The sequence below is a fragment of the Arthrobacter sp. zg-Y769 genome (genome assembly GCF_020907405.1).
GTDB lineage: Bacteria > Actinomycetota > Actinomycetes > Actinomycetales > Micrococcaceae > Arthrobacter_B.
In genome coordinates this window covers 148,149-163,332 of record NZ_JAJJOE010000008.1, presented here as the reverse complement: position 1 = coordinate 163,332, position 15,184 = coordinate 148,149, and the positions used below count along the sequence as shown (strand labels likewise).

Here is a 15,184-nt window from a genome sequence, read left to right as displayed (position 1 = left end):
CCGCCGCGGAACCGGGCGGAAACAGGTGCGGGCACAAAATAGAATGGACGAATGACTGCAACCCTCGTCGCCCGGGACCTTTCCGGCGGCCACGCCCACCGCACCCTTTTTGAGCATCTTTCCCTCACCGTCGCGCCGGGGGACGTCGTGGGAGTGGTGGGTGCCAATGGTGCCGGGAAGTCGACGCTGCTCCGGCTGCTCGCCGGGGCAGCCGAACCGCAGGCAGGCACGGTAAGCACCTCACCTGCCGATGCCTTTGTCGGCTGGCTGCCGCAGGAACACGAACGGCTGGCGGGCGAAACCGTGGGCGGCTACCTGGCACGGCGCACGGGAGCAGCGGCAGCCACGGAAGCGATGGAGACGGCCGCGGAAGCACTGGGAGCGGAGCTGCCCGGCGCGGATGACACCTATGCTGCCGCGCTGGACCGGTGGCTGGCCTCAGGCGCAGCCGATCTCGAGGACCGGGCACCGGCGGTGCTGGCGGACCTGGGCCTGCAGCTCGGCATGGACACGGAAATGGCAGGGCTCTCGGGCGGACAGGCTGCACGGGTGGCGCTGGCTGCCCTGCTGCTGAGCCGCTTCGACATAGTCCTGCTCGATGAGCCCACCAACGACCTTGACCTGGACGGCCTGGCGCGCCTGGAACAGTTTGTCCGCGGCCTGCGCGGCGGCGTCGTCCTGGTGTCCCATGACCGCGAATTCCTGGCCCGCTGCGTCACCACCGTGGTGGAGCTGGACCTGGCACAGAACAGCACGGCGGTCTACGACGGCGGCTACGAGGCATACCTGGAGGAACGCGCCGTCGCGCGCCGGCACGCCCGCGAGGCCTACGACGAGTTTGCGGACAAAAAGGCGGATCTCGTCTCCCGCGCCCGCACCACGCGGGAATGGAGCTCGCAGGGCGTGCGCAATGCCATGAAGAAAAACCCCGACAATGACAAGATCCGGCGTAAGGCCAGCACCGAGTCTTCCGAAAAGCAGGCACGGAAAGTACGCCAGATGGAGTCGCGGATCGCCCGCCTGGACGAGGTCGAGGAACCACGCAAGGAGTGGCAGCTGCAGCTGCGTATCGGGTCCGCACCCCGCTCCAGCTCGGTGGTGTCCACCTTGAACGACGCCGTGCTGGCCCGGGGCGCCTTCACCCTGGGTCCCGTTTCGGTACAGGTGAACGCCGGGGAGCGGATCGGCATCACCGGTCCCAACGGAGCCGGCAAGTCCACCCTGCTGCGGCTGCTGCTGGGACGCGAGACGCCAGACGCCGGCACTGCCTCACTGGGTGCCTCGGTTGCCGTGGGGGAGATCGACCAGGGCCGCGGCCAGCTCCCACCCGGCCTGCCGCTGGGTGAGGCCTTTGAAGCTGCTGTTCCGGACCTCTCGTCCGCGGAAGCGAGGACCCTGCTGGCCAAATTCGGGCTTAAGGCGGATCAGGTCGCCAGCCGGGTCGATGCGTTGTCCCCGGGGGAGCGTACCCGTGCTTCGCTGGCCCTCCTCCAGGCCCGCGGCGTGAACCTGCTGGTCCTGGACGAGCCCACCAACCACCTGGACCTGCCGGCCATCGAGCAGCTCGAAGAAGCGCTGGAAAGCTACGAGGGCGCTCTGCTGCTGGTCTCCCACGATCGCCGGCTGCTGGAGAACGTCCGCCTCGACACCCGCTGGGAAGTGAAGGACGGGAAGATCCTCCCGGGCTAGCTCCCGGGGATCCCCTGTCCTTCACGGGACTTCGACACGGCAGCAGCTGTCCGGATGTGATAGAAAGTATGCTGTGACGCATCCTTGGGAGGTGTGGAACGTAGGTCTCGGGCGATTTCACGGAAGAAGTGTCCTCCTCATGGCTCCACGGATGGAAGATTACGGCTGCGCTGCAGCCACAGCGCAGGGCGGCAGCGATGGCCGCAGCGCAATGACGGTACGGCACGGGCTCGCGGTGAATACACGCACCCCGTTGAGGTACGTCCGGACTGCCAAGTGAAGGCGCTGAAGTCGGCGGAAGTGCCGGTCCTTCTCCTTGTCTGGATGTTGTGCGTGGGAACCGATTGGTCAACCGGCACCAAGATTGCCCTTAACGCTGCAGCGGTTGCCCTGCTTTGCCTGCGGGAAGTCATCCTGCACCGCAGGAGCGGCACCCGCCCCGTGCATGGGCGGCGCAGCGCCGGCGCACGGCCGCAGCTCGCCGCCGCCTAGGCAGCAGCCCGGACGCGGGCTCCGGATGTTGGGCCTGCACGGCCGGCAACCGGCCGGGCATCTGGCGGCCCCGTTGGCGCACGCCTATCGTAGGTAGTCGCACGGGGCGGTTCCCGGCTGAAAAGAGTCGATCGTGGCTATTGATGTTGCGTCGCTGGTGGTTGAAACCTGTAACGGGCTGGTGCAGGGCATTGTGGATCAGGGCGTGCGTACGTGGCGGGGCATTCCCTATGCGGCTCCGCCGGTTGGCGGGCTCCGGCTCCGGGCACCGCAGCCGCCGCGGAGCTGGAGCGGCATCCGCAGTGCCGGCAGCTTCGGAGCGGTCCCTCCGCAGTCCAAGGCACCGAGCCTCACCGGAACCCGGCGCAGGGTGCCCATGGATGAGGACTGCCTTTCCCTCAACGTTTCCGCACCCCTGGAGCCGGCTGACGGGCTGCTGCCCGTCCTGGTCTACCTGTACGGCGGCGCTTTCAGCTCCGGCTCCTCCGCGGAGCCGACGTACCGGGGAACCAGGCTGGTCCGGGACGGCGGCGTCCTCTACGTTTCGCTTAACTACCGCATCGGCGCGCTGGGATTCATGGACTTCCGTGCCTATGCGACGGCTGAGCGGCAGTTCGACGCAAACATGGGCCTGCGGGACCAGGTTGCCGCCCTGGAATGGGTGCAGCAGAACATCGAAGCCTTCGGTGGGGACCCGGACAATGTGACCCTGTTCGGTGAGTCCGCGGGCGGCCTCGCCGTAACCTCGCTGATGTGCATTCCCAGCGCCCGGCAGCTGTTCCATCAGGCCTATGCGCAGAGCCCGGCCCCGTCCGCCGCCTACTCTCCGGACATGCACGCCGCCTGGGCCGCTGACCTGCTGGAGATCCTGGGCGTTCCGCCCTCAGCCGCCGCGGAAGCCCTGACCAACATGCCGGCGGCGAAACTCGTCAATGCCACCCGTAAACTCACCACGAAAATAGGCCCGGTCAAGCAGCCCGGGACCCTGAGCGTCTCACCCGTCATCGACGGCGACTTCCTGCCCAAGCACCCGGTCGACTCGTTCCTGGACGGTGACTCCAATCCCGTTCCCCTGGTGCTGGGCACCATGGCGAGGGAGGGGGCGTTGTTCGCCAAGATTTCCAACATCCTTCCGTCCACGCCCGAACGGATCGAGAAGATGTTTGCCGGCACCGATCCGCAGGCCCGGGACCGGGTGGTGGCCGCCTATCCGGGGTATCCCTCCCGACGGCGGTCGGTGGACATCAGCGGTGACCTGGTGTTCTGGTATCCGAGCCAAATGGTGGCCGAGGGGCACTCACGCAAAGCCCCCACGTGGGTGTACCGCTACGACTATGCGACACCCGCAATGAACCTGCTCGGTTTCGGTGCCACCCATTCCTTCGATGTGCCGGTTATGTTCGGGGATATCGGCACCGGGACGGCGAAGGCCCTGACCCTGCTGGGCGGAGGGGATGAACTCAATGCCCTGTCCAGGCGCTTCCAGGGCTCGCTGCTGAGCCTGGCGCGGCATTCCCACCCCGGCAGTGACTGGCCCCCCTACGACGAATTCCACCGCCACACCCGGGTGTTCGACAAGCTGGACCGGATTGAGTCGGATCCGTTTCCGGAACGGCGCCGGGCGTGGTCCGGCTACCGGGGCTACCTCTGAACGTGTCCGGGCACCCGTGCCCTTGGCGGCACCTCGTGAGAGCCTTAAACCGGCTGAGAAATTTTCCCGCACCTCCCAGGCAAGGAGAGTTGGTTCCCATGAGCGAACATTACGACGTCGTGGTCCTCGGGGCCGGACCAGGTGGATACGTGGCAGCCATCCGTGCAGCCCAGCTGGGTTTGAAGACGGCGGTGGTGGAGGAGAAATACTGGGGCGGCGTCTGCCTGAATGTCGGGTGTATTCCATCCAAGGCACTGCTGCGGAACGCCGAACTGGCGCAGATCTTCACCAACCAGGCCAAAACCTTCGGCATGAGCGGTGAGGTCACCTTCGATTACGGGACGGCCTTCGACCGCAGCCGCCAGGTGGCCGACGGCAGGGTCAAGGGCGTCCACTTCCTGATGAAGAAGAACAAGATCATCGAGTACGACGGCCACGGCGTCTTCACCGATGACCACACCCTGGAGGTTTCCCTGTCCAAGGGCGGCAGCGGGACCATCACCTTCGACAACGCGATCATCGCCACCGGCACCTACGTACGCCTGCTGCCCGGCGTCGAACTGAGCGAGAACGTGCTCACCTACGAAGCCCAGATCCTGGACCGGGACCTGCCGAAGAAAATGGTGATCGTCGGCGCCGGAGCCATCGGGATGGAGTTCGGCTACGTGCTGCGCAGCTATGGCGTGGATGTCACCATCATCGAGTTCCTGGACCGCGCCCTGCCCAACGAGGACGCGGACGTCTCCAAGGAGATCACGAAGCAGTATAAAAAGCTCGGCATCCCCATCCTTACCTCCACCAAGGTGGAGACGGTTAAGGACAACGGCTCCTCGGTCACGGTTACTTATACGGATAAGAACGGCCAGCAGGGGAGCATCGAAGCGGACCGGGTAATGATGTCGATCGGCTTCGCCCCGCGCACCGAGGGTTACGGGCTGGAAAAGACCGGCGTGCAGCTGACCGACCGCGGCGCCATCGGCATTGACGACTACATGCGCACCAACGTCCCGCACATCTACGCCATCGGCGACGTTACTGCCAAGCTGCAGCTGGCCCACGTGGCGGAGGCAATGGGAGTGGTGGCAGCCGAAACCATCGGCAAGGCGGAAACCCTTCCGCTGGGCGACTACCGCATGATGCCGCGGGCTACGTTCTGCCAGCCGCAGGTGGCCAGCTTCGGACTCACCGAACAGCAGGCCCGCGACGAGGGCCATGACGTACTGGTCAGCACCTTCCCGTTCACCGCCAACGGGAAGGCCCACGGCCTGGGTGAACCGGTGGGATTCGTGAAACTGGTGGCCGACGCGAAGTACGGGGAACTGCTGGGCGGGCACCTGATCGGCCCGGATGTCTCCGAACTGCTGCCGGAACTGACCCTGGCGCAGAAATGGGACCTGACGGCGGCCGAACTCGCCCGCAACGTGCACACCCACCCGACCCTCAGTGAGGCACTGCAGGAAGCCTTCCACGGACTGACCGGCCACATGATCAATTTCTAGCCGGGGTTCCGCTTTCCGGCGAGCGAAGGGCAGTGCCATGAATGCAGGCAGAATCGTTCTGATTGTCATTGGGTCACTGCTGGTCCTTGCCGGACTGACAGCCGGGGCCGGTGCTGCCGCCCTGGGAATCCTGGCGGCGGCCCAGCGCGGAGACGGCTACCTCTCCATTCCTGAGGAAACCTACAGCGTCGGTTCCTACGCACTCACCAGCGAAAGCATCGATGTGGATCCGGGCGTCCGGGCGGAGGACAATGTCGGCACGGTGCAGGTCCGGGGAACCGATCCCGACGGCGAGCTGTTTATCGGGATTGCGTCCGAGGACGACGTCGACCGGTACCTGGCAGGGGTTGCCCGCACTGAGCTCGAGGGCGTGACGTTCGACCCGTTCTCGGCGGAGTACCGGGAAACGCCGGGGACGTCCGCACCGGCGCCGCCGGGGGAGCAGGACTTCTGGGCCGCGTCCTCTGCGGGATCCGGCACGCAGGAACTGGACTGGCAGCTGGAACAGGGTGAATGGATCATCGTCGTGATGAACGCCGATGCCTCCCCCCAGGTCACGGCTGATCTTCAGGTAGGTGTGCGGTCGGATCTCCTGGTCCCGCTCGCCTGGTGGCTGGTAGTCGGTGCCGTCGTCCTGGTGCTCGGCGGCGTGGCACTGATCCTCGCGGGAATCCTGACCGGGCGGAAGCCTGCCGGAGGGTACCCCGGACCCAGCGGCGGGCACGGTCCCTACGGTTACGCAGCGGCCCCGGTTTCCGCTTCCGCAGCGGCTTCCCCGGATGCTGCGCAGCAGTCGGGCGCGCCGGTGCTGTCCGGCGCCCGGGCGGCGCAGCTAACCGCCGGAGGAGGCGGGACGCCGTATCCGGCCCGGCTCTACGGCGAACTGGACCCGGGGCTCTCCCGCTGGCTGTGGCTGGTGAAGTGGTTCCTGGCCATCCCGCACTTTATCCTCCTCGCGTTCCTCTGGGTTGCCTTCTGGGTGGCGACAGTCGTTGCCGGTTTCGCTATCCTCATCACTGCCCGCTATCCGCGGGCCCTTTTCGACTTCAACGTCGGAGTGGTCCGCTGGAGCTGGCGGGTGGCGTTCTATGCCACCTCAGTGCTGGGCACGGACCGGTATCCGCCGTTCAGCCTGGACCGGACCGACTATCCGGCGGACTTCGATGTCGCCTACCCCGAACGGCTCTCGCGCGGGCTGGTGCTCGTGAAGTGGTGGCTGCTGGTGCTTCCGCAGGCACTGATCGTGGGGGCTTTCAGCGGTTCGGGCTACGTGGTGGTGCGGCAGGCCGGTCCGTTCGGCGGCTGGGACCGGAGCACGGGCGGCGGCTGGGACGGAGCGGTGAACTGGGCGACGGACCCGGCGGGCGAAGGCCTGCGCTCGGTCGGCGGATGGACAGCGGGCATTTCACTGCTGGGCCTGCTGGTCCTGGTTGCCGCCGTCGCACTGTTGTTCACCGGCCACTATCCGCGCCCAATCTTCGACTTCGTGATGGGACTGCAGCGGTGGTCCTACCGGGTCCTGGCCTACGCAGCACTGATGCGTGACGAGTATCCGCCGTTCAGGCTGGACCAGGGACCGGTCGATTCCCATGACCTGCCGCCGGTCCGCAGCAGGGTTCCGTAAGGCATACTGGCCGCATGACGAGGTTGGAAGGGCCGCTTGCCGACCCGGAGGCAGGTGCCTGGATCGCCGGACGGCTGGCCCGGGCCGGTACCGTCTCCGGCACCGTTCCGGAAGGATTCGAGGCCTATGCCAGAATCTTCCATCCGATTCGGGCGCAGCTGCTGAGCTGGCACCGGGAGGTGCCGGTGCCGGTTGAGTCCCGCACCATGAGCTGGGTTCAGCTGGCGGCGTCCCGCGGCACGGTCGCCCACCCGCTGATGCAGTGGGAGTCCATCCTGGCCGGTTACCGCAACCCGGTGTGGAATGAACCGGGATGGCACTACGAAGATCCGCTGGTGGGCTCGCTGCCCGCCGCGACGCTGGCCGGGGTCAGCCGTGTCCTGGCCGCGCACACTGAAGCCCCTCGCCGGTGCCTCGCCGGTCTTTGGGACGGCTACGGCTGGGTGACCGGCAGCGGGGAAAGCATTACCTTTTCCGCGGACGGGACCGTCACCCATGAACCGCTGCCGCAGCCCTTCCTGGGGTACGACGGCGTCGGGACTGCTTCCCGCCTCGAGCTCCCGAACCGCGGGTACCTGCTGTTTGCCGGGGACCTGGCGGTCTTCGCGGACCCGGAGTGGCAGGGCCGCAACGGCTGGGATCCGCTGCAGAGCCCCAACCTGCTCTGGCCGGCCGACCGGACGTGGTTTCTCGCTTCCGAGATCGATTTCGACTCCACGCTGGTAGGCGGGCCGGCCGGACTGATCGACGATCTGCTCCGGGACACAGCGTTCGAGGCCATGGAAGTTCCGCCGGACGGTGACCTTACCCATCTCGGCGACCTGCTTAATGAGGACCCCGACTAAAGCGGTGCCGCCGCAGCGGCCACTGCGCCGGGAGCGCTGTCACAGCAGCGTCAGGCACCTAACAGGGGTCTGTGAGCAAGGCATCCACGGATCCGGCGGGTGGGCCGGAAAGCTGTGGATAAGCTGAATATATGCCCCTTGAGAACATCAATTTCCACACCCGCAAATGGGTCCGCCCCGAGGACCTGAACGCCAACGGAACCCTGTTCGGCGGCAGCCTGCTGCGCTGGATCGACGAGGAAGCAACCGTTTATGCCATCCTGCAGATGGGCAACGGCCGGGTGGTCACTAAATTCATGTCGGAGATCAACTTCGTCAGCTCGGCGGTGCAGGGCGACCTGATTGAGATGGGGCTCACCGCGACCAAGTTCGGGCGTACCTCCCTGACCATGCAGGCCGAAGTCCGGAACATGATCACCCGCCGCAGCATCCTGACGATCGACAAGATCGTGTTCGTCAACCTGAACGAGGAAGGCAAGCCCGTCCCGCACGGCTACAGCACCATCAGCTACGACCGCGACCGGCTGCCCTCGCACCACATTCCGCCGGTGCCCTTCGGCGCGGAGCCGTTCTCGGCCTAGCGGCCCCGGCAGCGTCCGCCCCGTCCGCCGGCGCCCGGAGCCCCTCCCGGCCCGGACCCGCAATCCAAGGCATACTTACTAATATGAGTTTGAACTTCCCCCTGCCGCAGGGGCACGCGGCGGGCGGGGAGCGCCTGCGGATAGCGGTCCTGTCCCACCTGCACCACCCCGTCTCCAGCCCGTTCCTCGGCGGACTGGAAATGCACACTTCGCTGATGGCTGATGAATTCGCCTCCCGCGGCCACGACGTCACGCTTTTCGCCAAGGCCGGCTCCGTGTCCGGGGGCCGGGTGGTGGAGGTCCTCGCGGAAGACTTCGAGTTCCGGCGGGGCCTGGCTCCGGAAGAGATGCACCGCCAGCAGCAGACCCTGGATGCTGCCCTGGGTTCTGCCATCGCTGCCGTCCGGGACGGCGGGTTCGACGTAGTCGTAAACAACTCGCTGAGCCTGCTGCCCTACCTCAGGCTGGCCGATCAGCCGATGCTGACCATCCTCCACACCCCGCCGCTGCCGTGGATCCTGGACGCCGTCGAGGACGGCCGGGCACCGCTCTCCCCGCTGCACCGCTTCGTCAGCGTTTCCGCCCGCAACACCACCGGCTGGTCCACGCATCTGCCGGACCTGCACGTCATCCACAACGGCATCCGGCTCGCGGATTGGCCCGCAGGCACCGGGCGGCGCACCGGAACGGCCGTCTGGGCCGGCCGGGTCACCCCGGAAAAGGGTCTGCACATTGCGATCGACGCCGCGCGGATGGCGGGCATGGAACTGCACTTTGCCGGGCCGATCAGCGATGCCAGGTACTTCGACCGCACGGTCGCGCCGCACCTTGGCCGGGGAGTTCAGCACGTTGGCCACCTCGACCATAGGGACCTGGCCGACTTTCTCGGTTCAGGGGACGTCTTCATCGCGTCGCCGGTGTGGTCGGAGCCCTTCGGACTCACCGCCCTGGAGGCCATGGCCTGCGGTACGCCGGTGGCTGCCCTGCCGCTGGGCGCGATGCCGGAGATCATCGACGCCGACGGCGGCCGCCTGGCCGAAGGCCTTGGAGCCGATGCCCTGGCCGCGGCCGTCACCGCCGCCCGCGTCCTGGACCGGGACCGCGTACGGAAATCGGCGGCCCGCTTCAGCGCAGCGGCCATGGTGGACGCCTACGAGGACCAGGTGCGTTCCCTGCTTGATCCCGACGGACTGCCGTCCACCCGGCCCGATGCCGGCCGGCCCGGCGCAGCCCTCGTGCCCTAACCGGAGCCGTACGTGACTTCCTCCCGCCTGCCCCGCGTGGCTTACTACGCACACCACCACGGCACCGGACACCTGCGCCACGCCGCGAACATTGCCCGGACGGCTGCCGTGGACCTGCTGGTTACCGGAACACCCCCGGCCGGGGGAGCTCCGGTGCTGCCGGGCGGCGCGCGGTTCGCTCCGCTGCCGCCCGACGTCGGCCCCGATGGTCCCTTTCCCCCGGGCCCGGGCGGGTTCCTGCACTACGCGCCGTCCGGGCCGGCCCTGCAGGCTCGGTTCGCCCGGCTGCACCGGCTATGGGAGGACTTCGCTCCGGACGTAGTGGTGGTGGACGTGTCCGTGGAGACTGCGGTTTTCGCCCGGCTGGCCGGCTATCCGGTGATCCACCGCCGGATGCACGGAGACCGGACGGACCTGCCCCACCGGCTGGCCTATGACTCCGTTTCGCAGCTGATCGCGTACTTCCCGGAATCCGTCGAAGACCCGGCCCACCTGCAGGCGTACGGGGCCAAAAGCACCTACCTGGGCATGCTGGCTCCGCACACCGCGCCGACCGCGGGAAGCATCCCCGTGCAGCCCCGGACCGTTGCGGTGCAGACCTCCCTGGGCGGCAGCGGCGTGGCCCTGGACGATGTCCTCGCAGCGGCCCGCCGGACCCCCGGGTGGCGGTGGGAAGTCATGGGACACACTGCCGGTGCGGCGGGAACGGTTCCGCCGAATGTGTCGCTGCTGGGCGTAGTGGCTGATCCGGGTCCCCGGCTGGCCGCCGCGGATGTCATAGTGACGTCTGCCGGGCACAACGCGGTTGCCGCGGCCGCTGCTGCCCGGCGTCCGGCACTGCTGGTCCCGGAGCCCCGGCCCTTCCGGGAACAGGCCGCCTTCGCCGAGTCGCTGGCCGCGGCGGGGGCAGCCGACGCGGCAGGCTTCGCCGCAGTCCGGGACTGGCAGCACACCCTGGAGGAGCTGCGCGGAACGGATCCGGACCTGTTGGCCCGGACCCTGCTGGTTTCCGAGGAGGAATTCCGGCACCGGTTCCTGGCTGCCGTGGACGCGGCGGTGTCCGGCGGCTACACAGACGCTGTGTCCGGCGGCAGGGACGTCAGTACGGCGCGTTGACCCTGGCCGCCGCAAGCTCGGCGGAACCGGGGCGGCGCAGCAGCTTCAGTTGCGCGGCGTCACGGTCCCAGGACACGTAGCCGTCCCGGGCAAAGGCCTCCAGCCAGCCGGTCATCGGCCAGCTTCCCCATTTGCGCCGGAACGCCTCGGCGTTAACCACTATCGAGTCCAGGTGCTGCAGCGGCGGCCGGTGCACCCCGTGGTGCTGGTGGAACATGGTTGCCGCGGAGAAGGCCAGGGGGACGCCCCGGAGCCGGGCGGTGAAGGCAAAGTCCGTATCTTCGCCGCCGTACCCGGCAAAGGATTCGTCAAAGCCGCCGATCCGCTCGAACGTCTCCCGGCGTACGGCGAACCCCAGGGACCAGAACAAAGCGTAGTCCTCCGACGCCGCCGCCGGCTCTCCCGGCGCCGGTGCCAGGGCGGCGCGGGCGTGGTGGGGCACGGAATCCCGCACCAGCACCCCTTCACCGCCGTCGGACGCCCAGGCCCGCACATCCGCGTCCGCCGTGAGGTAGCGGGGCGCAGCCATCACCAGGCCGCCGGTCCGGTCCAGGTCAGCCAGCAGCTGCCCGAACATCTCCGCGCCCGGGATGCAGTCCACGTCCAGGAAAACCAGGGTGTCGAACCGGGCGGCGGCGGCAGCGGCATTCCGGGCCGCACCGAGGGGGAGCGGTTCACCGGGGCGCCCGGCCACGTGCACCACCCGGAGCGGCAGGGTGCCGGGCGGAGGAACGGCTGAGGGCTGGCCCATGTAGCAGACCACGATCTCGGCGGGCGGCCGGGTGGAACGGCAGATCCCCCGAACCGCATTGGCTAAATGTGCGTCCCGTCCGGAGCTGATGATAAGCACCGAAAACGCCTGATCGGAGCCGGTCTGCTGCGGCTGCATTGGTTCCTTCCGCCGGGGGCACCCTTCGCGGACGCCGCAAAATACTAAGTATACTGAACAAGGTTTTTTGCAGCGAAGAAGGAGTAGGCGTGGGCACGGCGGCAGATTCGATCATCAGGGTGGCGTCAGTGCCGCACAGCCAGGTCTACATCCGGCACACCGGGGCGGTTCCGGGCGGGGAAAACCATGTGGTGCGCCTGCCGGACCCCGACCCCCGCAACCCCGGCCAGTCCACCGAGGCGAAGTGGTGGCCGCCGGTCATGCTCGACGCCGGCTGGATCCGGGACAACGCGGACAGCTTCGACCTTATGCATATCCATTTCGGCTTCGACGCGGTTTCCCCCGGGGACCTGCGGGCCGTCACCGAAGAGCTGAAGTCCCGGGGCAAGCCGCTGGTCTACACGGTCCACGACCTGCGAAATCCGCACCACCTCACCCCGGACGCGCACGACGCGCAGCTGGATGTGCTGATCAATGCGGCGGATGCGCTGATCACGCTCACCCCCGGGGCGGCCGACGTCGTCGAGCGCCGGTGGGGACGCCGCCCGCAGGTGCTGCCGCATCCGCATGTAGTCGGTCTCGACGAACTCGACCGGCGCCAGGCCCGGCGTCTCGCCGCCGGTCCCCGCGGGGAGTTCCGCGTCGGGGTGCATCTGAAGAGCCTGCGCCCGAACATGATGGACGGGGCGATCCTGCCGGACCTGCTCGACGCCGTGGAGCAGCTGCCCGGCGCAGTGCTGCAGGTGAACGGGCATCCGGACATCCTCACTCCCGGAGGGGCGAAGTTCCGTCCGGAGCTGCACCGCTGGCTCACGGAAGCGGCCGATGCCGGGCGGCTCGAGCTGCAGGTCCGCGACTATTTCGACGAACCTGCACTGTGGGACTACCTCTCAAGCCTGGACGTGTCCGTGCTGCCGTACCGGTTCGGCACCCACTCCGGCTGGCTGGAGGCCTGCACGGATCTCGGCACGGCCGTGCTGGCCCCGTCCTGCGGCTTCTACGCCCAGCAGCGCGCCGCCGTCACCGAATTCGTCCATAACGAAGAGGGACTTGACGCCCAGTCCCTCGCCAACGCACTCAAGCAGGTGCATGCTTCCCGGCCCTGGCCCGGAATGGGTCGGGAGGAACGGACCGCCGAGCGCCGCCAGGTAGCCGCCGCGCACGAGGCAATCTACCGCTCCCTGCTGTCCGCCTAGGCGGATTCCGCTTCGGACGGTCCGGGACTGCGCAGCGCCTGTTCCAGGCCGTCCAGCCGGTCCGGCGTCAGGGGGCTGCCGGGGAACCGGGCCAGCCGGCGCAGGGGCATGCTGCCCATGAGCGCCAGCGCATCAGCCATGCCGCCGGGGCCCATGCCGTCTTCGCGTCCGCTGCCGCCGGCGCCTCCGCCGCCCAGCAGCTGCCGCCCCAGCGGATGGGCCAGCCACTCGGCAACAGTGGAGTCCAGCGTGAGCGGGACCGCTGCGGCGCCGCCGGTGCCGGGCAGTTCGATGGTTCCACTGAGCCGGATGTCCCGCGAGGAGGACCCGACGTCGATCCGGTAGGTGCCGGCGTCGGTAATCCACCGGTGCGACGCCGGATCGAACCGTGCCAGCGCCGGCAGCGGTACGGTGAGGGCAACCGCAGCCGAGGCGCCGGGCTCAAGGAACACCTTTCGGAAGGCCCGCAGCTCGCGCGGCGGCCGAACCGCAGGTCCGTCCGGTGCACCTGAGTACACCTGCAGGACTTCGGCGCCGGCCCTGGTGCCGCTGTTCGTAAGGGTCGCCTCGACCGTCAGGGCAGGGCCGGTCTCCGTTTCCGCCAGGCCCAGGGCCAGGCCACTGAACCCGAAGGTGGTATAGGACAGCCCGTGCCCGAAGGCGAACGCCGGTTCGATGTCCCGAGCGTCGTACCACCGGTATCCCACCAACACCCCTTCGCCGTAGCGGACCGTTCCTGCCTCGCCCGGGTAGTTCCCGAAGGCGGGGGTGTCCTCGATCCGGCGCGGAAAGGTTTCGGCCAGCTTCCCTGAAGGGTTGACCTCGCCCAGCAGCACGTCGGCGAGCGCTTCCCCCGAAGCCTGGCCCGGCAGCCACGCCTCCAGGACCGCCGGAACCTGCCCGGCCCACCCGGTCTCCACGGCACCCCCGTTGAACAGGACCACCACCGTCCAGGGGTTCGCCGCGGTCACGGCGCGCAGCAGGTCCAACTGGTTTTCCGGCAGGTGCAGGTCGGGGCGGTCGAACCCCTCCGACTCCCGGTCCGGGGGCAGGCCCAGGAAGAACAGCACCGCGTCGGCAGCGGCGGCAACGGTTTCCGCTTCCGCCACCAGCGCCGGGTCCGGGGTTCCGTCCAGCCGGTAGCCGGCGGCGAAGGAAGCCGCAGCGGTCCGCTCGGCCAAAACCTCCAGGGGAACGCTGACCCGGGTGGGCGTGACCCGGGAGGATCCGGCGCCCTGGTACCGGGGGGTGCGGGCCAGCTCGCCGACCACGGCCAGCCGCAGCTCCGGGGAGAGCGGCAGGATGCTGCCTTCGTTCTTCAGCAGCACCATGGACGCCGCAGCGGCCTCCCGTGCGAGCTGGTGGTGCTCTACAGGATCCACGGCTCCGCCCGCCGGTGAAGCGGTGCGGTCCGCCAGCTGCAGCAGCCTCGCCACCGATGTATCCACCATGTCCCGGTTCACGGTGCCGGCAGCCAGGCCGGCCTGCAGTTCACCCGGCCCCAGGCCGCCGCTGGCGGGCATCTCCAGGTCCAGTCCGGCGTCGAGCGCCGCCGCCCGGTCCGTGACGGCACCCCAGTCGGACATCACCAGGCCGTCAAACCCCCACTCACTGCGCAGGACCGTGTCCAGCAGCTCCGCGTTCTCTGCGGCGTGGATGCCGTTGACCTTGTTGTAGGCCGCCATCAGGGTCCACGGGTGTGCGGTCCGGACCACCGTTTCAAAGGCCTTGAGGTAAATCTCGTGCAGGGTGCGTTCATCCACCACCGCGTCAATGCGCATCCGGTCCGCTTCCTGGTTGTTCGCGGCGAAATGCTTGGGGCAGGCCGCGACCCCTTCGGACTGCAGTGCACGGGTCCACGCGGCACCGAGTGCTCCGGCCAGCAGCGGGTCTTCGGAGAAGTATTCAAAGTTGCGTCCGCACAGGGGAGTGCGTTTGATGTTCAGTCCGGGACCCAGTACGACGTCGACGTGCGCCGCTGCGGCTTCCTTCGCGGTCGCCGTGCCGAGGCGGGCCAGAAGCTCCGGGTCCCAGGAACAGGCCGTGAGGCATTCCGCCGGGAAGCAGGTTGCCGGCAGGGCGTCATCGATTCCCGGCTCGGAGTCGCTGCGGGGGCGCCGGATACCGTGCGGCCCGTCCGAGAGCACCAGGGAACGCAGCCCCGCCGCCGGGGCAGCGGCGGTAGTCCAGAAGGACGCCCCGGAGAGCAGGACGGGTTTTTCGGCCTGCGGGACGGCGGATACCCGCTCCCGCAGTGCAGCACCGGACGGCTGGTCAGGCATGGACGTAGGCATGTGCCGGAGTCTAGGGGTCCGGCGGCCTCTCCCGGAAGGGCACCGGGTGCCTGAACCGCTGGCG

General features: G+C 68.4%; 12 protein-coding genes. 10 read left to right on the top strand and 2 right to left on the bottom strand.

All coding sequences use genetic code 11. The features are described from left to right. The first annotated feature begins 51 nt into the window (after positions 1-51). From abc-f to LOC60_RS16295, 9 genes are all read left to right on the top strand, one after another. The gene (gene abc-f / locus LOC60_RS07355; RefSeq protein WP_230024103.1) at positions 52-1,689 is read left to right on the top strand and encodes a ribosomal protection-like ABC-F family protein; all 1,638 of its coding nucleotides are present in this window, start codon (positions 52-54) and stop codon (positions 1,687-1,689) included. A gap of 333 nt (positions 1,690-2,022) precedes the next feature. Then, positions 2,023-2,181 (top strand): hypothetical protein, encoded by a 159-nt coding sequence (locus LOC60_RS07350; RefSeq protein WP_230024101.1) that lies wholly within the window; start codon positions 2,023-2,025, stop codon positions 2,179-2,181. 133 nt (positions 2,182-2,314) lie between these two features. Beyond that, positions 2,315-3,832: a carboxylesterase/lipase family protein gene (locus tag LOC60_RS07345; RefSeq protein WP_230024099.1), complete on the top strand. Its 1,518-nt coding sequence runs from the start codon at positions 2,315-2,317 to the stop codon at positions 3,830-3,832. Between the two features lie 98 nt (positions 3,833-3,930). Further along, positions 3,931-5,331, top strand: coding sequence for a dihydrolipoyl dehydrogenase (gene lpdA / locus LOC60_RS07340; protein WP_230024097.1), 1,401 nt, complete (start codon positions 3,931-3,933; stop codon positions 5,329-5,331). Between the two features lie 37 nt (positions 5,332-5,368). Continuing rightward, positions 5,369-6,955 carry a DUF4389 domain-containing protein gene (locus LOC60_RS07335; RefSeq protein ID WP_230024094.1) on the top strand — a complete coding sequence of 529 codons (1,587 nt, stop codon included), beginning with the start codon at positions 5,369-5,371 and terminating at the stop codon, positions 6,953-6,955. A gap of 14 nt (positions 6,956-6,969) precedes the next feature. Next, positions 6,970-7,800, top strand: coding sequence for a hypothetical protein (locus LOC60_RS07330; RefSeq protein ID WP_230024093.1), 831 nt, complete (start codon positions 6,970-6,972; stop codon positions 7,798-7,800). Between the two features lie 131 nt (positions 7,801-7,931). Further along, positions 7,932-8,381 (top strand): acyl-CoA thioesterase, encoded by a 450-nt coding sequence (locus LOC60_RS07325; protein WP_230024091.1) that lies wholly within the window; start codon positions 7,932-7,934, stop codon positions 8,379-8,381. 83 nt (positions 8,382-8,464) lie between these two features. Beyond that, positions 8,465-9,625 carry a glycosyltransferase gene (locus tag LOC60_RS07320; protein WP_230024089.1) on the top strand — a complete coding sequence of 387 codons (1,161 nt, stop codon included), beginning with the start codon at positions 8,465-8,467 and terminating at the stop codon, positions 9,623-9,625. Positions 9,626-9,637: 12 nt separating this feature from the next. After that, positions 9,638-10,741, top strand: coding sequence for a glycosyltransferase (locus LOC60_RS16295; RefSeq protein WP_230024087.1), 1,104 nt, complete (start codon positions 9,638-9,640; stop codon positions 10,739-10,741). Here the strand turns inward: LOC60_RS16295 and LOC60_RS07310 are convergent. Continuing rightward, positions 10,725-11,630, bottom strand: coding sequence for a glycosyltransferase family 2 protein (locus LOC60_RS07310; RefSeq protein ID WP_230024086.1), 906 nt, complete (start codon positions 11,628-11,630; stop codon positions 10,725-10,727). The two genes, LOC60_RS16295 and LOC60_RS07310, sit on opposite strands and share 17 nt — an antisense overlap. A gap of 89 nt (positions 11,631-11,719) precedes the next feature. Between LOC60_RS07310 and LOC60_RS07305 the strand changes: the two genes are divergently transcribed. Beyond that, the gene (locus LOC60_RS07305) at positions 11,720-12,826 is read left to right on the top strand and encodes a glycosyltransferase (RefSeq protein WP_230024083.1); all 1,107 of its coding nucleotides are present in this window, start codon (positions 11,720-11,722) and stop codon (positions 12,824-12,826) included. Here LOC60_RS07305 and LOC60_RS07300 read toward each other — a convergent pair. Beyond that, complete coding sequence (locus tag LOC60_RS07300) at positions 12,823-15,120, bottom strand: glycoside hydrolase family 3 C-terminal domain-containing protein (protein ID WP_230024081.1); 2,298 nt, start codon at positions 15,118-15,120, stop codon at positions 12,823-12,825. The two genes, LOC60_RS07305 and LOC60_RS07300, sit on opposite strands and share 4 nt — an antisense overlap. Positions 15,121-15,184: the final 64 nt, after the last annotated feature.

What these genes read in the sequence shown, in the direction of transcription:
- abc-f (WP_230024103.1), top strand. Translation starts at nt 52, where the DNA reads ATGACTGCAACCCTCGTCGCCCGGGACCTTTCCGGCGGCCACGCCCAC.
- lpdA (WP_230024097.1), top strand. Translation starts at nt 3,931, where the DNA reads ATGAGCGAACATTACGACGTCGTGGTCCTCGGGGCCGGACCAGGTGGA.
- LOC60_RS07335 (WP_230024094.1), top strand. Translation starts at nt 5,369, where the DNA reads ATGAATGCAGGCAGAATCGTTCTGATTGTCATTGGGTCACTGCTGGTC.
- LOC60_RS07330 (WP_230024093.1), top strand. Translation starts at nt 6,970, where the DNA reads ATGACGAGGTTGGAAGGGCCGCTTGCCGACCCGGAGGCAGGTGCCTGG.
- LOC60_RS07325 (WP_230024091.1), top strand. Translation starts at nt 7,932, where the DNA reads ATGCCCCTTGAGAACATCAATTTCCACACCCGCAAATGGGTCCGCCCC.
- LOC60_RS07320 (WP_230024089.1), top strand. Translation starts at nt 8,465, where the DNA reads ATGAGTTTGAACTTCCCCCTGCCGCAGGGGCACGCGGCGGGCGGGGAG.
- LOC60_RS07310 (WP_230024086.1), bottom strand. Translation starts at nt 11,630, where the DNA reads ATGCAGCCGCAGCAGACCGGCTCCGATCAGGCGTTTTCGGTGCTTATC.
- LOC60_RS07300 (WP_230024081.1), bottom strand. Translation starts at nt 15,120, where the DNA reads ATGCCTACGTCCATGCCTGACCAGCCGTCCGGTGCTGCACTGCGGGAG.